The organism is Bacillus sp. FSL R5-0659 (assembly GCF_038008785.1).
GTDB classification, from domain to species: domain Bacteria; phylum Bacillota; class Bacilli; order Bacillales; family Bacillaceae; genus Bacillus; species Bacillus safensis.
In genome coordinates, this window is sequence record NZ_JBBOZU010000001.1 from 2,351,330 (window position 1) to 2,375,624 (window position 24,295).

The 24,295-nt window shown below is 42.0% G+C and carries 25 protein-coding genes and 1 riboswitch; of the genes, 5 read left to right on the plus strand and 20 right to left on the minus strand.

Annotated elements, in window-relative coordinates; translation table 11 throughout:
• Positions 1 to 66: 66 nt before the first annotated feature.
• The 8 genes from dtd to NSQ72_RS12115 all read right to left on the minus strand — a co-directional run bounded on the left by dtd (position 67) and on the right by NSQ72_RS12115 (position 9,688).
• Entirely contained in the window at positions 67 to 510 is a 444-nt protein-coding gene (dtd, locus tag NSQ72_RS12080) for a D-aminoacyl-tRNA deacylase (protein ID WP_059374662.1), read from the minus strand.
• An 18-nt stretch (positions 511 to 528) separates the two neighbouring features.
• Complete coding sequence (locus NSQ72_RS12085) at positions 529 to 2,739, minus strand: RelA/SpoT family protein (RefSeq protein ID WP_024427858.1); 2,211 nt, start codon at positions 2,737 to 2,739, stop codon at positions 529 to 531.
• A gap of 142 nt (positions 2,740 to 2,881) precedes the next feature.
• A complete protein-coding gene (locus NSQ72_RS12090; RefSeq protein WP_024423133.1) occupies positions 2,882 to 3,394 on the minus strand; it encodes an adenine phosphoribosyltransferase in 513 nt (170 codons plus the stop codon).
• A gap of 23 nt (positions 3,395 to 3,417) precedes the next feature.
• Positions 3,418 to 5,742 (minus strand): single-stranded-DNA-specific exonuclease RecJ, encoded by a 2,325-nt coding sequence (gene recJ, locus NSQ72_RS12095; RefSeq protein WP_341084124.1) that lies wholly within the window; start codon positions 5,740 to 5,742, stop codon positions 3,418 to 3,420.
• 81 nt (positions 5,743 to 5,823) lie between these two features.
• On the minus strand, positions 5,824 to 6,174 hold the full coding sequence (locus NSQ72_RS12100) for a LapA family protein (RefSeq protein WP_058838999.1): 351 nt from the start codon (positions 6,172 to 6,174) through the stop codon (positions 5,824 to 5,826).
• A 101-nt stretch (positions 6,175 to 6,275) separates the two neighbouring features.
• Positions 6,276 to 6,764 carry a cation:proton antiporter regulatory subunit gene (locus NSQ72_RS12105; protein ID WP_144494500.1) on the minus strand — a complete coding sequence of 163 codons (489 nt, stop codon included), beginning with the start codon at positions 6,762 to 6,764 and terminating at the stop codon, positions 6,276 to 6,278.
• A gap of 357 nt (positions 6,765 to 7,121) precedes the next feature.
• The gene (gene secDF, locus NSQ72_RS12110; protein WP_341084126.1) at positions 7,122 to 9,350 is read right to left on the minus strand and encodes a protein translocase subunit SecDF; all 2,229 of its coding nucleotides are present in this window, start codon (positions 9,348 to 9,350) and stop codon (positions 7,122 to 7,124) included.
• A gap of 41 nt (positions 9,351 to 9,391) precedes the next feature.
• Positions 9,392 to 9,688 carry a post-transcriptional regulator gene (locus NSQ72_RS12115; RefSeq protein WP_003216788.1) on the minus strand — a complete coding sequence of 99 codons (297 nt, stop codon included), beginning with the start codon at positions 9,686 to 9,688 and terminating at the stop codon, positions 9,392 to 9,394.
• Between the two features lie 116 nt (positions 9,689 to 9,804).
• Between NSQ72_RS12115 and spoVB the strand changes: the two genes are divergently transcribed.
• Positions 9,805 to 11,355 carry a stage V sporulation protein B gene (gene spoVB / locus NSQ72_RS12120; protein WP_058838997.1) on the plus strand — a complete coding sequence of 517 codons (1,551 nt, stop codon included), beginning with the start codon at positions 9,805 to 9,807 and terminating at the stop codon, positions 11,353 to 11,355.
• A gap of 15 nt (positions 11,356 to 11,370) precedes the next feature.
• Here spoVB and NSQ72_RS12125 read toward each other — a convergent pair whose 3' ends face one another.
• Positions 11,371 to 12,033, minus strand: coding sequence for a DUF421 domain-containing protein (locus NSQ72_RS12125; protein ID WP_039180318.1), 663 nt, complete (start codon positions 12,031 to 12,033; stop codon positions 11,371 to 11,373).
• A gap of 151 nt (positions 12,034 to 12,184) precedes the next feature.
• Between NSQ72_RS12125 and NSQ72_RS12130 the strand changes: the two genes are divergently transcribed.
• Positions 12,185 to 12,562 (plus strand): TIGR04086 family membrane protein, encoded by a 378-nt coding sequence (locus NSQ72_RS12130; protein ID WP_039180321.1) that lies wholly within the window; start codon positions 12,185 to 12,187, stop codon positions 12,560 to 12,562.
• A 49-nt stretch (positions 12,563 to 12,611) separates the two neighbouring features.
• Here the strand turns inward: NSQ72_RS12130 and yajC are convergent, their stop codons facing one another.
• The 7 genes from yajC to NSQ72_RS12165 all read right to left on the minus strand — a co-directional run bounded on the left by yajC (position 12,612) and on the right by NSQ72_RS12165 (position 17,629).
• Complete coding sequence (gene yajC / locus NSQ72_RS12135; protein WP_008360993.1) at positions 12,612 to 12,878, minus strand: preprotein translocase subunit YajC; 267 nt, start codon at positions 12,876 to 12,878, stop codon at positions 12,612 to 12,614.
• 47 nt (positions 12,879 to 12,925) lie between these two features.
• On the minus strand, positions 12,926 to 14,071 hold the full coding sequence (gene tgt / locus NSQ72_RS12140; RefSeq protein WP_034321314.1) for a tRNA guanosine(34) transglycosylase Tgt: 1,146 nt from the start codon (positions 14,069 to 14,071) through the stop codon (positions 12,926 to 12,928).
• 31 nt (positions 14,072 to 14,102) lie between these two features.
• Positions 14,103 to 15,131, minus strand: a complete 1,029-nt coding sequence (gene queA / locus NSQ72_RS12145; RefSeq protein WP_064497874.1) for a tRNA preQ1(34) S-adenosylmethionine ribosyltransferase-isomerase QueA — start codon at positions 15,129 to 15,131, stop codon at positions 14,103 to 14,105.
• A 34-nt stretch (positions 15,132 to 15,165) separates the two neighbouring features.
• Entirely contained in the window at positions 15,166 to 15,366 is a 201-nt protein-coding gene (locus NSQ72_RS12150) for a DUF2905 domain-containing protein (RefSeq protein ID WP_012010741.1), read from the minus strand.
• The gene (ruvB, locus tag NSQ72_RS12155; RefSeq protein WP_047203347.1) at positions 15,359 to 16,363 is read right to left on the minus strand and encodes a Holliday junction branch migration DNA helicase RuvB; all 1,005 of its coding nucleotides are present in this window, start codon (positions 16,361 to 16,363) and stop codon (positions 15,359 to 15,361) included. Before ruvB ends, NSQ72_RS12150 begins: the two co-directional genes overlap by 8 nt.
• An 11-nt stretch (positions 16,364 to 16,374) precedes the next feature.
• Entirely contained in the window at positions 16,375 to 16,980 is a 606-nt protein-coding gene (gene ruvA / locus NSQ72_RS12160; protein ID WP_024423144.1) for a Holliday junction branch migration protein RuvA, read from the minus strand.
• A 148-nt stretch (positions 16,981 to 17,128) separates the two neighbouring features.
• Positions 17,129 to 17,629, minus strand: a complete 501-nt coding sequence (locus NSQ72_RS12165; protein WP_073979823.1) for an intercompartmental signaling factor BofC — start codon at positions 17,627 to 17,629, stop codon at positions 17,129 to 17,131.
• A gap of 238 nt (positions 17,630 to 17,867) precedes the next feature.
• Here NSQ72_RS12165 and NSQ72_RS12170 point away from each other — a divergent pair, with 238 nt between their 5' ends.
• Positions 17,868 to 18,512 carry a protein kinase family protein gene (locus tag NSQ72_RS12170; protein WP_341084131.1) on the plus strand — a complete coding sequence of 215 codons (645 nt, stop codon included), beginning with the start codon at positions 17,868 to 17,870 and terminating at the stop codon, positions 18,510 to 18,512.
• 34 nt (positions 18,513 to 18,546) lie between these two features.
• On the opposite strand, the gene NSQ72_RS12175 is transcribed toward NSQ72_RS12170, so the two are convergent.
• Complete coding sequence (locus NSQ72_RS12175) at positions 18,547 to 18,729, minus strand: hypothetical protein (protein WP_008342761.1); 183 nt, start codon at positions 18,727 to 18,729, stop codon at positions 18,547 to 18,549.
• Between the two features lie 191 nt (positions 18,730 to 18,920).
• Here NSQ72_RS12175 and NSQ72_RS12180 point away from each other — a divergent pair, with 191 nt between their 5' ends.
• A complete protein-coding gene (locus NSQ72_RS12180) occupies positions 18,921 to 19,067 on the plus strand; it encodes a hypothetical protein (protein ID WP_341084133.1) in 147 nt (48 codons plus the stop codon).
• A 35-nt stretch (positions 19,068 to 19,102) separates the two neighbouring features.
• Here NSQ72_RS12180 and thiC read toward each other — a convergent pair whose 3' ends face one another.
• On the minus strand, positions 19,103 to 20,863 hold the full coding sequence (thiC, locus tag NSQ72_RS12185; RefSeq protein WP_341084134.1) for a phosphomethylpyrimidine synthase ThiC: 1,761 nt from the start codon (positions 20,861 to 20,863) through the stop codon (positions 19,103 to 19,105).
• A 126-nt stretch (positions 20,864 to 20,989) separates the two neighbouring features.
• A riboswitch (TPP riboswitch) is annotated at positions 20,990 to 21,098 on the minus strand.
• Positions 21,099 to 21,333: 235 nt separating this feature from the next.
• On the opposite strand from thiC, the gene NSQ72_RS12190 reads away from it, so the two are divergent.
• Positions 21,334 to 21,966 (plus strand): LysE family transporter, encoded by a 633-nt coding sequence (locus tag NSQ72_RS12190; RefSeq protein ID WP_073979793.1) that lies wholly within the window; start codon positions 21,334 to 21,336, stop codon positions 21,964 to 21,966.
• Between the two features lie 46 nt (positions 21,967 to 22,012).
• Here the strand turns inward: NSQ72_RS12190 and NSQ72_RS12195 are convergent, their stop codons facing one another.
• Together NSQ72_RS12195 and safA are read right to left on the minus strand one after the other, a co-directional pair.
• Entirely contained in the window at positions 22,013 to 22,630 is a 618-nt protein-coding gene (locus NSQ72_RS12195) for a YhcN/YlaJ family sporulation lipoprotein (RefSeq protein WP_039180343.1), read from the minus strand.
• Positions 22,631 to 22,964: 334 nt separating this feature from the next.
• Positions 22,965 to 24,215: a SafA/ExsA family spore coat assembly protein gene (gene safA / locus NSQ72_RS12200; RefSeq protein ID WP_059375685.1), complete on the minus strand. Its 1,251-nt coding sequence runs from the start codon at positions 24,213 to 24,215 to the stop codon at positions 22,965 to 22,967.
• Between the last annotated feature and the right edge of the window lie 80 nt (positions 24,216 to 24,295).

Here is a 24,295-nt window from a genome sequence, read left to right on the forward strand (position 1 = left end):
TTGACCACAAAAGAAAAAGACTCTAAACAAACTCCCGCATGAGTTCATCTACAGTCTAAAGAGAATCTATTCTTTGCTGTCCATCAAGATCGTGACTGGTCCTGAATTGGTCAATGACACGTCCATCATCGCACCAAAACGGCCAGTTTCAACATGGATGCCTTTTTCTCTAAGGGTTTTATTGAAACATTCGTAAAGCGAATTGGCTGCATCCGGCTTGGCGGCTTTCATAAAATTCGGCCGTCTGCCCTTTCTCGTATCACCATAAAGGGTAAATTGCGACACAGACAGAACGCTTCCTTTTATGTCCAATAATGAACGATTCATTTTCCCATTTTCATCTTCAAAAATACGTAAATGTGCAAGTTTTTCAGCTAAGTAAAGCACATCTTCTTCTGTATCTTCGTGTGTGACACCAACAAGCACCATATATCCATCGCTGATGGCACCTGTGATCTCTTCTTCTACCTTCACAGACGCATTTGTCACACGCTGCACAACAAGCCTCATAGACGATATACTTCCTTTCTAATTCATGAATCGGCGAACAGAGTAAATGTCTTTGATTTGTTTAATGCGCTCGACTACTTTGTGCAAATGATTAATATTTTGGATAAAGATCGCCATATGGATCGTCGCCACTTTGTTACGATCAGACTTCCCAGAAACAGAGGAGATGTTCGTTTTGGTTTCATTAACTGCTTGAAGCACCTCATTGAGTAAGCCGCGTCTATCATATCCTAATATTTCAATTTCCACATTGTATTCTTTACGGTTTTGAGCAGGCTGCTCATGCTCCCACTCGACCGGAATTAACCGCTCCTGTGCTTCTCCTGTCTTCACGTTCGGACAGTCCTCACGGTGAACAGATACGCCACGGCCCTTCGTAATAAAACCGACAATGCTATCGCCAGGAACAGGGTTACAGCACTTAGATAAGCGGACAAGCAGGTTATCAATCCCTTTGACCCTTACGCCAGCTTCCCGTTTTTTCCCGTGATACGTCTTTGGTTCCACCGTCACTTCTTGAACGGTTTTCTCTTGCTCTTCTTGATCTCTTTGTTTTCTTTCTTTTTCCGTTAAACGATTGGCGACTTGTAGTGCAGTAATGCCGTTATATCCAACAGCTGCATACATGTCCTCTTCGTTTGAAAAATTAAATTTGTCAGCCACTTTTTGCAGGTTTTCAGCGGTCAGAATGTCTTTGACATCAAACTCAAGGTTTTTGATTTCTTTTTCTACGAGCTCTCGGCCTTTTTCGACATTTTCTTCACGGCGCTGTTTTTTGAAAAACTGTCTGATCTTGTGCTTCGCTTGGGAGGTTTGGGCAAGCTTGACCCAATCCTGACTTGGTCCGTAGCTGTGCTTTGATGTCAGAATTTCAATAATGTCACCTGTTTTTAGTTTGTGATCGAGTGTGACCATTTTGCCATTGACCTTGGCACCGATCGTTTTATTCCCAATTTCCGAGTGAATCCGGTAAGAGAAATCAATCGGAACTGAGCCCGACGGCAGTTCAATGACGTCTCCTTTTGGTGTAAACACAAACACCATATCAGAGAAGAGATCGATTTTTAACGATTCCATAAATTCTTCTGCATCTGTAGATTCGTTTTGGAATTCAAGAATTTCTCTAAACCAAGAAAGCTTCTTCTGGAAGACCGCTTCTTCCGTTGATTCTGCTGACTCTTTGCCTTCTTTATATGCCCAGTGTGCCGCAATCCCATATTCTGCAATTTCATGCATTTCCACTGTACGGATCTGAACTTCAAGCGGATCACCTTTTGGCCCAATCACCGTTGTATGAAGAGATTGGTACATGTTCGGCTTTGGCATCGCAATATAATCCTTAAATCTGCCTGGCATCGGTTTCCAGCATGTATGGATAATACCGAGCACCGCATAACAGTCTTTAATGCTGTCGACCAAAATACGAACGGCAAGCAGATCATAAATTTCATTAAACTGCTTATTTTGCAAGACCATTTTGCGATAAATGCTATAAATATGTTTTGGTCTTCCGGAAAATTCAGCCTTGATGTTCACCTCAGACACGCGGTCTTTCACTTCATTGACAACCTCGTCCAAGTATTCCTCACGTTCCGCTCGTTTACGCTTCATCAGATTCACAATTCGGTAATATTGCTGCGGATTTAAATAGCGGAGTGCTGTATCTTCAAGCTCCCACTTAATCTTTGAAATCCCTAATCTGTGGGCAAGCGGTGCAAAGATTTCAAGTGTTTCATTTGAAATTCTCCGCTGTTTTTCCTGCGGAAGATGTTTGAGCGTTCTCATGTTATGAAGACGGTCTGCCAGCTTAATCAAAATCACGCGGATATCTTGCGCCATTGCAACAAACATTTTTCGATGGTTTTCGGCCTGTTGTTCTTCTTGTGATTTATATTTAATCTTCCCGAGCTTTGTGACACCATCAACAAGCATTGCTACTTCTTCGTTAAAATGCTCTTTTAAATCCTGTAATGTCACATCTGTATCCTCAACTACATCGTGCAGGAAACCGCCTGCAATGGTTGATGGATCCATTTCAAGGTCAACAAGAATGCCCGCCACTTGAATTGGATGGATAATATAGGGCTCACCAGATTTCCGGTATTGCTCCTTGTGTGCATTTTCAGCATATTCATATGCTCGCTCTATAAATTGAATATGTTCAGCGGACAGGTATTCTCTTGCCTTGTCAATGACCTGCTGCGCCGTTAAAACTTGTTCGTTCGCCATGGAATCACCTTTTTAAATGAAAACTGTATTGTAGTTTATTATCAAGAAAAATTCGATAGATGTAAAGAGAAGAAGTCCGCTAAAAGATTTTTGATAGGAAAAAAGCACCCTTCTTACTGAGTGCTTTTTACGAAAAACTCCATTAGTATTGCATTAACGTCATGATGTCGTAGCCGTCAAGCTTCTTTCTGCCGTCCAGATACGTCAGCTCAATCAAAAATGCAATCCCTGCCACAACGCCGCCTAATTCCTCTACAAGCTTGATGGACGCTTCGATTGTTCCACCAGTTGCCAGTAAGTCATCTGTAATCAGGACACGCTGACCAGGACGAATCGCATCTTTATGAATCGTTAATACATCTTTACCATATTCCAAGCCGTAATCGACTTTAATGACTTCACGAGGAAGCTTTCCTTCTTTACGAACCGGTGCAAAACCTACACCAAGTGCGTATGCTACAGGGCAGCCAATAATGAATCCACGCGCTTCAGGTCCAACAATGAGATCAATATCTCTTTCCTTCGCGTATTCAACGATCTGATCCGTTGCATAACGGTATACTTCGCCTTTATCCATTAACGTTGTAATATCTTTAAATTGTACACCTTCCTTTGGGTAGTCAGGTACAACTGTCACATATTGTTTTAAATCCATCTTTTCCTTTTCCTCCTCGTACGTCAAAGCACAGGTGAGACTTCGCTCATCATGCTATTCAGCCATTCCTTCAGCTCTTTAGCTGAGGAATATGTTAGTGTTTGATCGAGTTCCATCAATCGTTGTTTTGCTGTATAGGACGCTGATGCCGTTAAATCTTTTTTAGGGGCATCAAGTACTATTGACAGCACACCATTCTCTATTTTAACAAAACCGAGTTCAAAAAACACCTTTGTCATAAAAATGATTGTATCTTTTGTCCAGCCTCTATGTTTGGCAAGCTCCATTCCTTGTTCTTTGATAGGAAAACTTCCCCGTTTAAACAAGAACCCATAAAACCATTTGAATTGATCACGGCTTGGGAAAGAGGACATAAAATGATCTTCTTCTCTTTGAAAAACCGTATAAATTCTGGCAGGCTTTTGATTTTCTAAAAGCTGCTTCAGCAATTGCTCATCTGCGGGAACATCCGCAAAGACCACATACTTTCCGTGTACATCAAACGTTGATACATTTTCTGCATGAACATGATGAATGGGGATATCGACGTTCTGTTTTGTTGCTTCCTCAAAACAGACAATCAAAGATTTTTCTGAATCAAGCGTCGAAACTTTCTTCTCCCAATCCTTTTTCCCGCGCAGATCAAACAGCTGCCATTCATCAACTCGTGCATCTTTTAGCATTAGCTGGGGCTTTTTCCGGTTATTCCATTCATTGACGGACATTTCTCCAATCACGGAAATGCGGCTTCCTGGAACAATTTCTTCTTTTAATTTCCCTTGGTGAAAGCCGACACAGTCAAGCAGCTTGTCTTCGTCTTTCAGAGACATTTTAATATGGTTGTGATTTGCCCCAATTGTTCGGATATCTTCAAGCTTCGCATCTTCAATCATAATGAACGGTTTTGGGTTTGACATACCAAATGGTGACAGCATCCCTGCTTCTTCAATCGCTTGAACCGTCAATTCGTCTACCTTACACACAACATCGACCCGCTGAATGGGAATAAAATCTTCTTCCGTCAATGTTTCATTGGCATATTGATTTAATCTTTCCCTTAGTAAAGCGACATCATCCGCTCGAAGTGTCATCCCTGCTGCCATCGGATGCCCACCGAAATGCGGAAGGATGTCACGGCATTTGCTTAGATGGAAGAATAGATCGAAGCCAGGAATGCTTCGGGCTGATCCTTTTGCCATTTGCGTTTCTTCATCTATTCCAAGCACAATCGCCGGACGAGAAAAAGTATCCGTCAATTTAGAGGCAACAATTCCGACAACGCCCGGATTCCAGCCAGCTTTCGCTACAACGATCGCAGACTGGTCATCGCCTGCCTCTTCCACCATTTGAATGGCTTCTTCTGTGATCGTACTGACAATCTTTTGTCGTTCTTTATTCAGTTCCTGTACAAAACGAGCGAGCTCTTCTGCTTCATCCTTATCCTCAGTCATAAGAAGGTGAACAGCTGGATCTGCCTGTTCAATTCGTCCTACAGCATTCAGCCTTGGCGCAATTTGAAAGCCGACCGTTTCCTCGTTCGCTTCTTCTAAAGTGGCTCCCGCTTCTTTCAATAACGCTTTCAGCCCCGGTCTATTCGACTGACGAAGCTGCATAAGCCCTTTTTTGGCGAGCCATCTATTCTCATCATGAAGCGGTACAAGATCCGCGATTGTCCCGATTGCTGCAAGATCTAACAGCTGAACTGGTAGCTCCCCAAGAAGTGCATGCGCCACTTTAAACGCTACACCTACACCAGCAAGTTCTTTAAAGGGATACTCACAGCCTGGCTGCTTAGGATGGACAATGGCAAGTGCCTCAGGCAGCTCCTCACTTGGTTCATGGTGATCTGTAATGATCAGGTCTAGCCCTATTTCTTTTGCAATACGTGCTTCATTTACAGCAGCAATGCCTGTATCAACCGTGATGACAAGCGATGCTCCTTGCTCCTTGATATATCGAAAAGCCTGTTCATTAGGCCCATAGCCTTCTTTAAACCGATCTGGAATATAAAAGTCTACTATCGCAGACCGCTCTTTTAATGTATGTAAAAGTACAGACGTACTTGTCACACCATCTGCATCATAGTCTCCGAAGATCACAATCGATTCCTGCTCTTCGATCGCTTTGTTGATGCGCTCTACTGCTTCTTTCATTCCTTTTAATAAGAATGGATCATGAAATTCGGCTTTTTGATCAAATAAAAAAGACCTCGCCTCTTCTACTTCTTCAAGTCCTCTTTTTACGAGAAGCGATGCAGTCAGCGCTGAAATATTCAGATTTTCAGAGAGTGATTTCACTTTTTCTTCGCTTGGATGTTCATATTCCCAGCGCATTTTGGATAATAACATAAATTCACCCCTCAACCACACTATTATACTAGAGTGGCCTGAGGGGTTTCAATTTTTATTTTATGAAATTGTGCTGGAAGATTATTTTTCCTTCCGGTCAAATGATGCTGGCTGTTCTTTTAAAGGCGTAACATGCGATTTTTTTTGAAGATCTTTGTCTGCCTTTTTCGTCGAAGTAGCAGGTGCAGCAGCTGCACGCTCAGCTTTTAATGCCTTTAGTTCACGTTTCAGTTTCACAATTTGGAAGATCCCTGCAAATGCCACAATCAGTCCGCCCATTAAAACAGAACCGATAATGACGAGGATCAGCGGCCATTCAGCCGTTCCAAATAAGTAGTCTACCTCGACAGGCCGTACATTAATCACGGCAAATACTGAGACAATTAATACGAAAATAAATGCGAGTATGATGGTCCATTGTTGTTTGTTCATCTACATATCCCCCAAGCTTTTTCTTTTATTCTTCCCTTTTCACTGCCTTTTTTAAACACAGAAAAAAAGCAGCGGAAGAAAACCTATCAGCATGGGCATCATCAGCTGCTGAGTTTTTCTTTAATCAGGTTCTTTAATTCTTTTCTTTCTCCAGAAATAACAAGGGTATCCCCTTCTTCGATGATGGTATCTGGTCCTGGATTTAAAATCTTCTCGTGTGATTTTCTCATAATGGCGATGACTGTTACTTGATAGTTTTGGCGAACATTGAGTTCACCGATGCTTCTTTGAACAGCTGGTGCATTCTTTTCAATTTTAAACCATTCAATCACTAGATCATCAATGGCTACCTCTACGGTTTCAAGCGCTTTCGGCTTATAGACCATGCCGCCTAAAATAGCCGCAATTTGTCTTGCTTCTTCATCGTTTAGCAGGATACCAGAAATCGTTTCTTCGTGGTCGTCCTCCTGAAAATGATACATTTCTCTTCTGCCGTCATTATGTGTAATGATGGCAAGCTTCTCATTATTTCTTGTGATCATTTCGGTTTTATGACCGATACCTGGCAGTTCAGTTTCCCGAACCTTCATCACAGCCCCTCCAATGAATAAAGCAAAATGCCTTAAACAGACACCCGCTTTCTATACTGATCTAAACGTAAGTCATTATAGCAAAAGACCATTTTAAGATCAATGAAACCCAAAATGTTTTTTCAATAGAAAAAGACTGCCGAGAAGGCAGTCTTAGATTGTTGAAAAAGGGCTAAAATGATATTTATTTTAGCTCTTTTTCTTCTTTTCAGCGTGATAGAAAACCTTTGCAATCTAGGAAGGACGAGTACCGGAGCGGAGCGAATTTGACATTCGTGAGCACCGGCACGCAGGACTGACAAAGAATGCGAGGGTTTGTCTACACGCTGAGACTGCCGAGAAGGCAGTCTTTCCAGATTAAATATCTTGATCTGTATCTATCTTAGCTGGTTTTTTCAGCTCGCGGCCTTTCCACATCAGCCAAATTTGTGCCGCGATATAAAGGGATGAATACACCCCTGTTAATAAGCCGACAAGTAAGGCGATGGAGAAGTTTGTAATCGACGCCGATCCGAAGATAAGCAGTGCGACAACAACGACAAGTACAGTCAGCACCGTATTGACAGATCGCGTAAAGGTTTGCTGTAAGCTTAAGTTCACAATGTACGATAGATCTTCAATGGTTTTCGGTTTGCGTTTCTTCATTTGCTCACGAACCCTGTCGAAGGTAACGATCGTATCGTTGATCGAGTACCCGATGACCGTGAGGATCGCGGCAATGAAGGTGACATCCACCTCTAGGCGCGTAATACTAAAGAAGGCCACGATAAAGAACGCATCATATAGCAGTGAAATAATTGCCGCAATCGCCATCTTATACTCAAATCGGACAGATACATATAAAATGATCCCGATGGAGGCAATGATGACGGCATATAGCGCATTACGGGCAAGTTCTTTTCCGACAGTCGGAGACACTGTACTTACGTTTGGCTCCGTTCCGTATTTATCTTTGAAGTAATCTTTCACTTCAGCAATCTTTTCTTTGTTCGGCACACCGACAAATCTCGCTGCTGCCTGATTCTCTTTTTGACCCGATAACACGACACTGTCTGTCTCAAGGTCAAGCTTTTTAAAGTCTTGCTCGACTTGTTCAGTTGACAGCTTGTGATCACTTTGAATATCAATTCTAGTTCCACTTGTAAAGTCAATTCCCGCATTCAGCTTGAAGATGGAAAGAACGATGATTCCCGCAATGGTGATAGTAGCTGAGAAAATCATAAATCCTTTACGTTTGCTGACGAAATCCCACTTATCAAATGGTGTTTTTGGCTCGGTGGTTTCTGTTGTCTCATGGATGTTCATAATGTCTTTTTGACGAACACCAAACCAGCCTTTTCTCCGGTCAAGATAGCGGCTTTCAACAAGAAGACCGAGAAGGAATCTTGATAGGAAAACAGCTGTGATAAAGCTTGTTAAAATCGAGAGGATGAGCATTGTTGCAAATCCTTTTACAGAGCTTGTCCCGAAGAAGAACAGCACTCCGCCGGCAATAATACTTGTTAAGTTAGCATCAAAGATCGTCGCAAATGATCTGCGGTTCCCTGATCTGAAAGCAGAACGGACTGATTTGCCGAGCTTCAGCTCTTCCTTGATCCGCTCATAAGTAATAATGTTGGCATCGACAGCCATCCCTACCCCTAAAATGAGTGCGGCAATTCCAGGCAGTGTCATAACCGCGCCCATCCAGTCAAACACTTGCAGCGTAATGTAGATATAAGCTGAAAGTGTGATGACAGCTATAAGACCAGGTAATCGGTAATAAAACAGCATGAATAAGAAGATAAATGCGATTCCTACTATTCCTGCGAACACTGTTTCGTTCAGTGCTTGTTCACCAAACTGTGCACTCACAGATGTGGAATATTTTTCTGTTAATTTCACTGGCAATGCCCCGGCATTTAAAATACTCGCAAGGTCTTTTGCCTCTTGGACAGTAAACTTTCCTTCTATTTGTACGTCACTGCTGTTAATCTCTTGATTCACATTTGGTGCAGATACATACTTGTGGTTTGATTTTGAGACTTCTTTTTTGAAGGAATCTCCTTTGTGGTAATCAAGCCAAATGACAAGCTGATTATTTGGTGCCATCGCTGCTACTTTTCTTGTGACGTCACCAAATTTTTTCGCATCCTTTAGTTTAACCGTCACAATTGGCTCATTCGTTTGACTGAATGATTGTTTTGCACTGTTTTCGACTAGGTCAGCCCCGTTTAGGAGTTCTTTATCATTCGTATCTCTGAAGGATAGCTGTGCTTCAGTGGAAAGAATCTCCCTTGCTCTGTTTTGATCTTTTACACCCGCAAGCTGCACGCGGATACGGTTGTTGCCTTCAATCGAAATGTTCGGCTCACTTACACCAAGCACGTTTGCTCTTCGGTTAAGAGCCTCCACTGTACTAACGAGAACACTATTTGTGATCTTGTCCTCTTTTTTCACTGGATGTACATCATACAGGACTTCAAATCCACCCTGTAAATCCAGCCCTAGCGTCATATCTTTCGCAACAGGCTTTGTCAGTAAGCCCACGCCAGTTCCGATTAACAGAACCACTAAGAAAAACGCAAGAATGCGCCCTTTTTTCATTATGTATTTCCTCCTTAAACACCTGAATCCATTAAGATGGCTTATTTTAACAGTTCATCAAGCATATTCTTGCCATCTTCACTGTCCAAAAAAGCAGACGTTTTAAACGACTGAACGGTTGCATAGTTCATAAATTCGCCTATTTTCACAGATAAGATATCTGCAACCATTTCATGAATCGGATACTCTTGTTTTTTCTTCCACTTCTTATTCTCTAAGTATGACCATAATTCCTCTAAATCTACATCTTTATAGCCCAAAACGATGAATTCTTCAAGCTTACTGAACAGAAAAGGCTTTAAATGGTCTTTGTAAATAGCAGCTGGATGTTGTGTCATTGCGTAGCTCCCCCTTTTCAGTTTTTTATCGAGAGACTTGTCATGCTTGGACGATATACACGCATATCTTATTGTATATGATTCTATGTCGTTTGAGAAGGCAGGTGATCTGTGATTTGACGAAGCAAACGTTTTTAAAGGGGACCATTATTTTAATTTTAGCAGGTTTTATCACGAGAATATTGGGTTTTGTCAATCGAATTGTCATTGCAAGGTTCATTGGAGAAGAAGGGGTCGGGCTTTATATGATGGCTGCACCTACCTTTTTTCTCGCCGTGACGCTCACGCAATTCGGACTGCCTGTCGCCATTAGTAAGCTTGTCGCAGAAGCAGAAGCCCGGGGTGACAAACAGAAAACAAAACGTATTCTGGTCATGTCCCTTGCGATAACAGGAACACTCAGCCTGATTTTCACGCCGCTCTTCTTATGGTTTGCGCCCATCATGGCAGAAAATATGCTGACAGACCCTAGAACGGTCTATCCACTGCTTGCCATTACACCCGTTGTACCAGTCATCGCCATTTCCAGTGTGTTAAGAGGCTATTTCCAAGGCAGACAGCAAATGAGTCCGCTAGCGATGTCTCAAGTTCTGGAACAGGTCGCAAGAATTTCATTAGTCGCGGTATGTACAACGGCTTTCCTTCCTTACGGGATTGAATTTGCGGCAGCAGGTGCGATGGTGTCATCTGTGATTGGAGAGATGATTTCACTTGCTTACTTACTGATCGCCTTTCGCTATAAAAAGACCATTCGTATTCGAAAACGATTTTTTAAGGCGATTCATGACGGGAAGGACACATTTAAGCAGCTGATGAGCATTGCCCTGCCAACAACAGGCAGCCGTTTTATCGGGAATATTTCGTGGTTTTTAGAGCCGATTGTTGTCGCGCAAAGTCTTGCCATTGCTGGATATGCGGCTGTTGAGGCGACAAGGCAGTACGGGGAGTTGACCGGGCTTGCTCTGACCCTTTTGACACTGCCTAGTTTTATTACGTATTCACTCTCCACTGCATTAGTTCCGGCGATCAGTGAAGGCATGGAGCAGAATAAACGCAAAACGGTTGAATACCGGCTGAAGCAGGCGATGCGCCTTTGTTTACTCAGCGGAGGCATTTCATGTATTATTCTTTTCGTTTACGCAGAAGATTTAACGCTCTTTATGTATGGTTCATCGCATGCGGCTATTTATGTGAAATTCATGGCGCCGTTTTTCCTTCTATATTATTTTCAGGGGCCCCTTCAAGCCGTACTTCAAGCACTCAATTTAGCTGGTGCGGCGATGACCAACAGCCTGATAGGTGCAATTGTAAAAACAGGGATGATTTTTGTTCTTGCTTCACAGCCTGGCTTTGGCATTATGGGCGCAGCACTTGCGATCTTAATCGGCATCATCCTTGTCACACTGCTCCATGCGGCAACTGTTGGAAAGGTGCTGCCTATTCATTTACCATTAAAGGAATATGGACTTTGCGTCCTTGTGATTATCGGTACGGGGGCTGTCAGTCTTTGGCTGAAATCTCAAGTAAACGGACTCTTTTCTGCTCCTATTGAACTTGTAACGCTCATCATTGTTACGTGCATGCTGTATGTCATTCTATTAATCTGCCTAGGACTAGTGAAACGAGAAGAGCTGCGACGCATCCCGTTCATTGGGAAGCTGTTTTAGCTCATCTATTTTAGCTCATCTCTTTTTGATCACTTCATCTTTCAAATCAATATAAAATGTTTTTTGATTAAAGCTGCAGTAAGAGATTTGCTCGATATCATGATAACCTCTTTTAGCAAGCTCATCTTTCAGCCACTGTTCATTTTGATTGATTTGCTTAAGGTGATCATGCTGCACTACACCGTCCGCAACAAGTGGAAGCTCAAGCGCTGCATGTTTGAGCTTGTTTTCTTTTTCGACGACGGCGAGTTTTCCAGACGGCTCTAAAATAGCGTAAGAGACATCCTGAATACTGTCGATGTTATTTTCTCTTAATTGAATGAGCAGGTCATCAAAATTGTATCGCTGTTTTCTCATCGCACCCTCGTCTATTTTGCCATTGATGATGAGCAAGACCGGTTTGCCGTCAAGAAAGCGCCGGACGCCTTGGAATTTCAATGAGAGATAGGCAAGTGTGATTTGAATGAAGGTTAACAGCAGGATTGGCCATACCGTATGTAACATGTGATCCTCTACTTCTTCTATGGCAAGAACCGCAATTTCTGCAATCATCATAAAAATGACTAGATCTAAAATACTCAATTCCCCAATTTCCCTTTTGCCCATTAAGCGAAAGATAAACCAAATAAGAAAATATAAAATGATGGTTCTCATGGAAATGATCAAGATGTCCTGCATATGATGTAAACCCTCCTTCTCCATCATAGCTTGTGTCAAAACACTTTATTTATGTAGAAAAGAAACGTCTGAAACATGTCTATTTTTTCTCCACTGTGAATACATTTTAGTAAAAGACAAGCTTCGGTCAATTGGAGAGGAGACAAATCACATGCAAGAAACAAAACATATTGGAAAAGGCATTTTATCCGGATTAATTGCCATTTTTGTCGTGATGGTTGTCACAAGTTTACTTGTGTCGCTCATGCTTACATTCACAAGTATGCAGGAATCATCATTTAAATGGATGATTATGATTTTGTCCTTTGTTGCCCTGTTATTAGGAGGCATCATTTCTGGCGGGAAAGCAAAGGAGCGCGGCTGGCTAATTGGTGCCATCACATCTATCATTTTTTCTCTCACTGTATTTTTATTTCAATATTTGGGGTTTGGAAAAACGTTTTCACCAGAGCAGTTCATCTATCATGGGGCATTTTTAGGCATTTGTATGCTGGGGGGAATGATTGGCGTCAATCTTCGAGGCAAATAAAAAAAGAGCGGTTCATATCGCTCTTTTTTTATTGCTATGTATCGGAGGATTAGCCTTTGTCAGCTAATTCTCTAATAGCACGGCGATCGAAAGTTAAACGGTTGTTTTCGCTTGTTTTGATGACCACTTTTGATTCATCAATTGAGTCGATTTCACCGTGTAAACCACCGATTGTGACGATTTTATCGCCTTTTGATAAAGATTGCTGCATCTGACGCACAGCTTTCTGTTGCTTTTGCTGTGGACGGATTAACAAGAAGTAAAGCACAGCAAACATGACAACAATCATAATGATTGAACCCATACCACCATCCATTCTATTTCACCCCTTTCTAAAGCATTGTAAAGCCTTTCGTTTATGCGTTAAAAGTTTTTCGCATTCGGTTTGTTAAAGCCATAACGCTCAAAAAACTCTTCTTTAAAATCACCTAAACGATCCTCACGGATAGCTTCTCTCACTTGCTCCATTAATTTTAACAGAAAATGAAGATTATGATAAGTTGTTAATCGAATTCCGAACGTTTCATTTGTTCGGATGAGATGTCTAATATAGGCGCGTGTATAGTTTTTACATGTATAGCAGTCACAGTTCTCATCGATTGGTCTAAAGTCACGCTCATATTTTGCATTTTTCACAACAAGACGGCCTTCACTAGTCATTAAGGTACCGTTTCTTGCAATTCGCGTAGGCAGTACGCAGTCAAACATATCTACACCGCGAATGGCGCCGTCAATTAAGGAATCTGGCGAGCCGACACCCATTAAGTACCTTGGTTTGTCTGCCGGTAAAAATGGTGTAGTGAACTCAAGTACACGATTCATCACATCTTTTGGTTCCCCTACAGATAAGCCTCCGATGGCGTAGCCTGGGAAATCAAGTGAAACAAGGTCTTTTGCACTTTGTTTTCGAAGCTCTTCGTATTCTCCGCCTTGGACAATTCCAAACAGCCCTTGATCCTCTGGACGCTGGTGCGCTGTTAGACAGCGCTCTGCCCATCTGCTTGTCCGCTCCACAGAACGTTTCATGTAATCGTACTCTGCAGGATATGGCGGGCATTCATCAAATGCCATCATAATATCAGAACCAAGCGCATTTTGGATCTCCATAGCTTTTTCAGGAGATAGGAACAGCTTGTCTCCGTTTAAATGATTACGGAAGTGAACGCCTTCTTCTTCAATTTTTCTAAATTCACTCAATGAGAAAACTTGGAATCCGCCTGAATCAGTTAGAATAGCTCGATCCCAGTTCATAAATTTGTGCAGACCGCCTGCTTCTTTTACGATATCGTGGCCTGGACGGAGCCATAAGTGGTACGTATTGCTTAAGATGATGCCTGCATCCATTGCCTTTAATTCTTCAGGCGCCATTGTTTTGACTGTAGCCAGTGTACCTACTGGCATAAATACAGGTGTTTCAAAAGAGCCGTGCGGTGTATGAACGCGGCCAAGACGTGCACCTGTTTGTTTGCATGATTTAATGAACTCATAACGTATCGGTAATTGCGACAAAAATGAGCCCTCCTGTCTTTGTTGTATGATGTTATTGAATCAGCATGGCATCGCCAAAGCTGAAGAATCGGTATTCCTCTTTCACAGCCTCATTGTATGCTTTTAGTACGTGCTCTCGTCCAGCTAATGCGCTGACAAGCATAATTAACGAGGATTTTGGCAGATGGAAATTTGTGATCATGCCATCAATTGCCTTGAATGTGTAGCCAGGGTAAATAAAGATCGACGTCCAGCCGCTTGAGGCTTTGAACTCACCATCGTGTGCGCTTGCAATGGTTTCAAGCGTTCTTGTTGACGTTGTGCCGACTGAAATAATCCGTCCGCCTTCTTTGCGAACGCGATTGAGCTCATCAGCTGTTTCTTCATTCATTTCATAAAACTCTGCATGCATTTCGTGTTCTTCAATACGTTCTGCACTTACCGGACGAAACGTGCCAAGCCCCACGTGCAGCGTAATAAAAGCAATGTGAACACCTTTCGCTTTCAGCGCATCCAGCAGCTCGGTTGTAAAATGGAGACCGGCCGTTGGGGCAGCAGCGGAGCCAACCTCTTTTGAATAAACGGTTTGATAGCGTTCACGGTCGTCAAGCTGCTCTTTAATATATGGAGGCAGCGGCATTTCACCAAGGGATTCAAGCACTTCATAAAAAATGCCTGTATATTGAAACTCGACTTTTCTTCCACCATGTTCCATTTCCTCTGTACATACCGCTTTGAGCCGTCCATCACCAAAAGTGATAACCGTCCCTTTTTTCACCCGTTTCGCTGGTTTTACAAGTGTTTCCCAGTTGTCTCCTTCTTCTTGCTTCAAGAGAAGCAGCTCAACTTTGGCACCTGTATCCTCTTTCATCCCAAACAATCGTGCAGGAAGAACGCGAGTATTGTTTAGAACGAGACAATCACCTTTTTGAAAATAATCGATGATTTGGGAGAATGTATCGTGTGTAATCGCACCCGTCTGTTTGTTTAAGACCATCAGTCTTGATGCATCTCTTTTTTCAAGCGGCACTTGTGCAATCAATCTTTCTGGTAAATCAAAATCAAATAGTTCTAGCTTCATTTCCTTCACCTATTCTGTAGTTAACTAGTTAACGTTATTTCATCCGTCCAAAGATATTCAGTAATATGGTTAGTACGATGCTAATGACAATACATGTAATGACAGGAAAAAAGAACGTGACATTTCCTTTTTTTACAAAAATATCACCTGGAAGCTTACCAACCAATTGAAACACTAATCCTGCGGCAAAAAGGACACCACCTAAAATCATTAATATTTTAGGGAATTCAGTCACGAATCGGAACCTCCATTTGAAAATGTTCATACGCTTCTCTTGTGACGACCCGCCCTCTTGGTGTTCTTTGCAGGAAACCAATTTGCAGTAAGTACGGTTCGTACACATCTTCAATCGTATGTGATTCTTCTCCAATTGTCGCTGAGATTGTATCAAGACCAACAGGACCGCCTCTAAATTTTTCGATCATACTTAAAAGGAGCTTATGGTCTATATGATCGAGGCCAAGCCTGTCGACTTGAAGACGCTCAAGGGCATCTTCCGCAATGTCCTCGGTAATGGTATGATTCCCAAGCACTTGCGCAAAATCTCTTACTCTTCTGAGCAAACGATTGGCAACCCTCGGTGTTCCACGGGAACGTCTCGCTATCTCTTCGGCAGAGCGAATATCGATCCCAATCTCAAACAGCTCGGCTGTTCTTGCCACAATGTGAGCTAAATCTCTTTGCTCATAGTATTCCAATCTTGCATGTACCCCAAACCTATCACGAAGCGGCGCTGTTAACAGCCCGACACGGGTCGTTGCACCTACAAGCGTAAATGGCGGTAAATCAAGCCGTACAGAGCGTGCTGTATCTCCTTTTCCAATGACAATATCTAAACAAAAATCCTCCATTGCTGGGTACAGCACTTCCTCAATTGAGCGCTGCAAGCGGTGAATTTCATCAATAAACAATACATCACCTGGCTCAAGAGACGTTAAGATGGCCGCCAAATCTCCAGGACGCTCAATGGCTGGTCCTGACGTTGTACGCAGCTGAACATTCATTTCATTGGCAATAATCGACGCAAGCGTTGTTTTCCCAAGTCCAGGAGGTCCATATAAAAGGACGTGATCAAGCGTTTCCTGCCGCATGCGGGCAGCTTCAATAAATACGCTGAGATTATCCTTTACTTTTTGCTGACCGATATATTGGCTAAGTGTCTGTGGCCGCAGACTTTGCTCAATGGCTGATTCATGGTTGTCTGCTTCAGTTGAGACGAGCCGTTCATCCATGAGACATCACCCTATTTCAACATTTTTTGTAAAGCTTTTTTCACATATTGATCGGTTGTGAGATTCTTTTCTTCTTTTAATAATGGAAGAACCTTTTTAATTTCACGATCACCGTATCCAAGGACACTCAAGGCTTCAAGCGCTTCATCTAATGCAGTTTGCTGCGTTTCAACCTGAATGTGGTCCTCGTGATTAAATAAGTTGCCAATCATTTCTGGTACCACATCTGCAAGTTTTCCTTTTAGATCCAGAATGATTTGACGTGCTGTTTTTTTGCCCACACCAGGGAATTTAATCAGGAACGCTTCATCTTCACGTTCTATCGCTGAAATGACAGCGCCAGGATCACCGGAAGCAAGAATAGCGAGTGCGCCCTTTGGCCCTATTCCTGTGACATTTAACAGTTTTGTAAACAGCGCTTTTTCTTCTCGTGTTTGAAAACCGTATAACGAAAATGCGTCTTCCTTTATGTAATGATACGTATAAATCGTTTCTTGTTTGTTTACTCGATAGATAAACGGGTTTGGGGTATAGACTTGATATCCCACTCCGCCGTTTTCAATGACAACATATTGCGGGCACACATAATCAATGGTCCCTTTTACAAACTCTATCACCGTTTTCACCTCTTTGACTGTTCTTCATTGTAACATAAATCGAGGAGAAAACCGCAATAAAAGTTAACATACGTTCGCTCAGTACATTTTTATCATGAAACCACGAAAAACAGCTTGCGGTCTTCACACCAGCAAGCTGTTACACGCTTTAAAACGATATTTCATTTCGGTAAGGCTTCATGACTTCAAGCACATGCTCAAATTCATCCTTTGTTCGAAAAGGAATGCCTTGCTCAAGCTGTTTTTCCACATGACTTTCTAAACGGGACGTATCAATTTGAAAAAAGAGATGAATAGGCTCCGCCCAGCCGTCAGGCCTTCCATGAAACGTAGAAATCACACCGTCCTCTGATAATCCGATATATCCATTTGCTTTACTTAATGGAGAGATATCATCAATTTGCTTTCTAAAAAGGGCAAAATCCTCTTTTTGTTCTACCAGCGTCCAGCCTTTATACTGCGCCCAGAATGTGTCTTTGTCTTCTAATGATGCCCGGTGTCTTTCAATACTCACATCGCCGTCTAGATAGACTTTTTCAAGCTGGACGGTGATAGAGTTTGACTGCTTTTGCAAGTGTTCTTTCCCTTCCATATCCGCAGCGAAAAAAAGCACACTTGTCATGATAAGTCCTGTAACGAAACATTTCATCTTCACTTTCACTATTTACACCTCTTTAGAACATGAGATCGATGCATGACATATGTAGTTTGACCCATTTTTCTAAACATTAACCAAATCGATGATTCAAATGTATGGTAAGAGTCTTTCGTTGTATCCTTCATTCGTAAATGTTATGTTTTATACAATCCATTGCTTTATCGAGTGACACGTTTTTTCATCATTCGTTTTTCAGCCGCATAAACTGAAACCAAAGAAGGTGAAGTCAATGTCAGATGTCAAAAGATTAGCCGAATCGATTCAGTATCATGAAGAGAAACGTTTTCATAAGCTTGCCTATAAACCAGCAGAGCTTGAACTGTGCGGCAAAGGAAGAAGTGCCTATGTCTTTTTATACAAAAAAGACGGCAAGAAAATGGCACTAAAAGTCTTTTTCCCTTCTTATCAGCATATTGCCCGCAAAGAGGCTACCATTTACGAAAAACTTTCTGGTTCGTCTTATTACCCTGAGATTTATGAGTCTGGGGATCAGTATATTTTAATGGAATATATTAAAGGCTATACATTCTATGAATGCCTTACAAAAGGAATTCCTATTAAAAAACAAATGATCAATCAAGTCGATGATGCGCTGGAGGAAGCGCGCGAGAAAGGATTGAATCCTTCTGATATTCATCTGCGCAATCTGATCTTAACAAAAGAAGGGCGGATCAGAGTCATTGACGTTGCCAGATTCACGCAAACGAAAGCATGTCATCAATGGGATGATTTAAAAGCCGCTTATACTTATTACCAAAAACCTTTTTTCCCTAAAAAAGCACCGCGTCTGTGGCTTGAAGTGATTGCTTATTTGTATAAAAAGAACTGGCTGTCCCGCGGGCAGCTTAATAATCGAAATGATTTTTCTGCATAATGAAAGCCGCTCTCTTTTGAGCGGCTTTTTGCTGTTATTCTGTTTCTACATGGATACTATTGACGTTTAATAGGTTAATGATTTCATTATTCAGCTTAAACCAATGATTGGCTTCTTCAATTTTTTTATACACATCATAGGTAGCTGGACGTTTGAGCTCGAAATCAAGCACTTCCCCATTGTTCATATGAAATGTTACCTTAAATACTTTCATCATAAGATCACCTTCCACTCTTCTTGTTCGCTGGTCAAATAGATCAGCTCTTTTCATTCATTCTCTATTCAACTCGTTTCCCCTCCTTCTTTCCATTCAAACCCAAGAAGTTTAAATTTTGTTTAAATTCACACAACATATCTATCTCTCATATCTGCAAAGAAGTATATTAGTGAAAAAGGAGGCTTCCCTTGATGAAGCAGAAAAAGAAACGAACATCTCCAGAAAGAAAAACAGTCTTTTTTAATTTAACAGATGCTCTCATTCCGAGTGTGGACATGATGGCATATGCAGCAAAGGCATTTTTTCACCTTTTGAGAAAAGCCTTTTCAGCGGTTTGATAAAACCCCGCACGGCATCGTGCGAGGTTCTTTTTTTATGGCTGATAAATTTGACTTCCTTGACTGACAAACTCCTTCGCCTTCTTTTCCATCTCTCTTTTTACTTCTTCAGATTGATTGCGGATATCATGAGAAATTTTCATACTGCAAAACTTCGGTCCGCACATCGAGCAAAAGTGAGCGGTTTTAGCGCCTTCGGCAGGCAATGTTTCATCATGGAACGCCAAGGCTCTTTCTGGATCAAGTGACAGGTTGAATTGGTCCCGCCACCTAAATTCAAACCTCGCTTTCGATAAAGCATCATCGCGCTTTTGAGCGGCAGGATGTCCTTTTGCTAGATCAGCAGCATGTGCAGCAATTTTATAGGCGATCACGCCTTCTCTCACATCTTCTTTGTTCGGCAGACCTAAATGCTCTTTTGGCGTTACATAGCACAGCATTGCTGTTCCGTACCAGCCGATCATGGCCGCACCGATCGCGGATGTAATGTGATCATAACCAGGTGCGATATCTGTTGTAAGAGGCCCTAACGTATAAAATGGTGCTTCTTTGCAAATGTCCATTTGCTTGTCCACATTTTCTTTGATTTTATCCATTGGGACATGTCCGGGCCCTTCAATCATTACCTGCACATCATGTTTCCAAGCAATCTCTGTTAACTCACCTAACGTTTCCAGCTCTGCAAACTGCGCCTCATCATTGGCATCAGCAATCGAGCCTGGTCTAAGTCCATCTCCAAGTGAAAAGGCGATATCATATTTTTTCATAATTTCACAAATGTCTTCGAAGTGAGTGTAGAGGAAATTCTCTTGATGATGAGCAAGACACCATCTTGCCATAATTGCACCGCCTCTTGAAACAATTCCGGTCACCCGATCGACAGTGAGCGGAATATATCTTAACAGCACGCCAGCATGAATCGTGAAATAGTCTACACCTTGCTCCGCTTGTTCAATTAATGTGTCCCTGTACACATCCCACGTCAAATCTTCTGCGACTCCATTCACTTTTTCAAGGGCCTGATAGATGGGAACGGTTCCTACTGGGACTGGGCAATTCCGAATGATCCATTCTCTCGTTGTATGAATATCCTTTCCAGTAGACAGATCCATCATTGTATCTGCCCCCCATCTGATCGCCCATGTCATTTTTTCAACCTCTTCATCAATGGATGACGTGACAGCTGAATTGCCAATATTCGCATTGATTTTGACATGAAAATTCCTTCCGATAATCATTGGTTCACTTTCTGGATGGTTAATATTCGAAGGAATGACGGCTCTTCCGCTCGCTACTTCCTCTCTAACGAACTCAGGGCTTAGCTCTTCTCTTATTGCGATAAACTCCATTTCAGGCGTAATGATACCTTTTTTGGCATAATGCATTTGCGTCACACATGCACCTTGTTTCGCGCGGAGCGGCTTATGATGAAAATCAGTTTGGACAGAATGGATGGACTCCTTCTCCCTTGAACGGTATCCATTATCCTCCGGTTTTACATGACGCCCTTCATAGCTTTCTGTATCTCCTCTTTCTTCAATCCATGCTACCCTAAGACGCTTTAACCCCTTTGTGACATCAATATGAACGTTCTCATCGGTGTACGGTCCACTTGTATCGTATACACGAACTGGTTCATTTTTTATATCGCCCGCCTCTGTCACAGTATGTGAGAGCGTGATCTCTCTTTTTGGCACTAAGATATCGGGTCTTGATCCTTTCTCATATACCTTATGGCTGCCGTCAAAGCTGGATAACAATGATTGGTTGGATGGGACACTTTTCTTTTCTTTCATTTGCTGTTCTCTCCTTTTCTTCTTGTCACCGGACAGGATGGAATCAGCACCAGCAAAAAACCAGGCTCTATTTAAAGAACCTGGTTTCGTCGTCAGAAATAAACATGCATATCATTGATATGATACATGCATCATCTTTAACTTCCCCACGCTGGTACGAGCCAGATCAGGTCCAAAGGGTTAAGAAGTTTATGCTTCTCTCTCAGCCCATTTACGGGCACCCCTAGTCACTTTTATTGAATTCCACATCAGTTTAGCATAGAGACATCATGAAGAAAAGAAGATTCAGGAAAATAGTTCCTTTCCCCTACAAGCGTTATGGATCATGTTGATATACAGTCTTCTATACATCATCTATCTCTCTCATTTCAATTAAATCTGAAATAATCATTGATCCTTTTCTCCTATTATGTATAATTAATCTAAACGGAGAATTTTTATACAATTTATTTAAAGGAAGTTCTAGTCGATTGCAAACATTTCTCACATTTATCGTCGTAGGATTCTCAATTGCTCTGCCTGTTGGAGCAATCACGGTTGAAATGACAAAACAGGGACTGAAAAACGGATTTTTTCATGGTTTAACTGTCGGAGCAGGCGGTATGACCATAGACTTATTACTCATCTTGGCTTTATATGCTGGATTTGCTCAGTTTTTATCTTTGCCGTTTGTTCAAATCCCGCTCTGGCTGATTGGAGCTGTATTTTTAATGATTCTCGCATACGATTCCATTAAAAATGCGGATCAAGATATTCATTTAGCAGGAGAAAAGGTCAATAAATCATTCGTGAAAACATATCGAAACGGCTTGCTCGTGGCGGTATCTCCTGGAAATCTTGTGTTCTGGGTTTCTGTTTTTGGTGCTGTACTTGCGGATGCTTATACAAAAACAGATTCATCTGAATTTATGCTGGCTGCCGGCGGTATTTTGGCAGGGATTCTCCTTCATGACATTGGTCTTCTCACACTTGTATCCTTAACAAGAAAAGTGATGAATCGGACGATGATCAAGTGGACATCCATTATTGCTGGTATTTTATTATTAGGGTTTGGCTGTTATTTCTTTTACGAATTTTATATAGGCATCAAGGTTTATTTTTAAGAAAAAGGCTAAAGTTCGTGATGAACTTTAGCCTTTTTGTGTCAAACTATCGGGTCATGCCTGTTTGTCCTGTTTCAAATTGCGTTCTTCTCATATCTCTAAAACGTGTGAATGCACCTTCATCTTTCATGACTTGGACTGCTCTTCCATCCGCATAACGAGTCGCTGCTTCTTCTATTTGTGATACGCCTTCTGACGTCAGGCGGCCATCTGATTTAATGGCAATATACACATTCTCATCCGTCACCATGACTTGAGAGTCTGCCACGTGATTCATTTTATTGACGCGGTTGGCAATTTTTCTTGAACGCTGGATGTTCTCTTGTTTATCGTAGCCTGAGAACGACATTTGGTTATGATAGTTCATATCTCCATGACTGTAGCGCCCATCTCCACCTGCAAGAGGCATTCGATCATCAGCTTGAGGACGTGTACGGTAATCAACATTCGTTGTATTCCCACCGTTCATCCCTTCCATGAGTTCAGAAACTGGTCCTTGATGATCTTGGTTATTGTCATCTGCACGGTTATTCGAATGATATCCGACCGGCTGACCTGATTGATTATGCCTTGTATCTACACCTGCATTGTCATTTGTACCACATGCTGTTAACCCAATAGGAAGAAGCACTAATGCGATTGTTTTTTGCCATTTTTGTCTCAAACGAAAAACCCCCTGTACAAATTCAATCTCATGAGCGCGAAACAGGCTCTGTTTTAGCATGTACAGTTAGGAAGAAAATCAAGCTGTCAGTTATAAACAAAAAAAGGAACGATTGAGATCGTTCCTTCTGGTATGGTGACAAAAGGCTAAAATGTTCTTGATTTTAGCCTTTTGTCTTCTTTTCAGCGTAATAGAAAACCTTTGCATTCTAGGAAGGACGAGCACAGGAGCGGAGCGAATTTGACATTCGTGAGCACCGGAGCGCAGACCTGACACCGAATGCGAGGGTTTGTCTACACGCTGAAAGGAACGATTGAGATCGTTCCTTCTGTCATTAATCCTCTTCTTCCTCCTCCGGCCTTGCAAATACGGATTGGCCTGGATATGGCTGCATATAAGGCTGAGCAGGATAAGCACCCATTTGGCCATAAGGAACAGGATTCGGATAATGTCCTGGCCAAGGCTGATGATGCTTCATGCCATCATCACATCCGCAGTCTTCCTTGCCGTATGCTGCATTTGAGACGTTTGGATAAAAGCCTTGATTTACGTTGGCATTTGCATTGGCGTTTGAATGCATATGGTGATGCCAGTGATGTCCGTCGTTTGCATGGTGCTCATGATTTTCCCCGTAGTAAGCAGGCGCTTGATACGCAGGATAATATGGATGAGCCGGGTATGGATATGGCATCATATGATGGTGATAATATGGATGGATAGGATAACATAGTCCTGATCCCGGTAAAATTGGCGATGCCGGCACCATTTGCTGCGGATATGGATACATCCCCGGCATGTAATGACCATGACCATAACCAAAATAAGGATCATATGGTTCATGATGATGGTGCTGGTGATGATGCTCGTTATTTTCAGCCACTCCTCCTACCGCTGCCCCTCCCACATTTGGCATTTGCGGGAAGTTAGGAAGGTTTGGGTAATTGCCATGCTCCATGTCTTTTCCCTCCTCTTTTTGATGCGGAATATGAATAAACGGGTCATATCCCTTTGCCACTTCATCTTTTAGATGACCTTTATTTTCATGGTGAAAATGGTCTTTGTTATCTTTATGGTCCTTATTTTCATGATGGGAATGACCCTTGTTATCTTTATGGTCTTTATTCTCATGATGAAAATGATCCTTGTGATCTTTTTTCTCGTGAACGTGATCTTTTTTCTCATAATGATCTTTTTTGGGAGGAGGCGTGAATGGCTGGTAGAGATTGGTCTGATAATAGTTCACATCGACTTGTGGAAAAACTGGCTGCTCGATCTTTGGTACTGGCGGTACATAAGGTACCGGTTCATTTGGCTTTTCCTTCGGTTTTGTATCTTGCACTTGCACGACATCTTTTGGCTTTTCTTTCACATACGGATGTTCTTTCGTTTTTGGCATTTCTTTTGCTTTGTGATGATCTGTTTTTACAGGAACACCACTAGATGGAATTTTAATCTTCATACCCGGCATGATCAAATCAGGATTACTGAGCTGAGAATTTAGTTTTTTCAATTCTTGAAAGTCGACTCCGTATTTCTTTGAAATTTTCCAAAGGGAGTCTCCTTTTTGCACAATATGAATTTTCAACGTTTTCCCCTCCTATGCAAAACGTGAACGTAACGGTTATGTCAGAAGTACAATATGTTTCAACATAAATTTATGCCTAT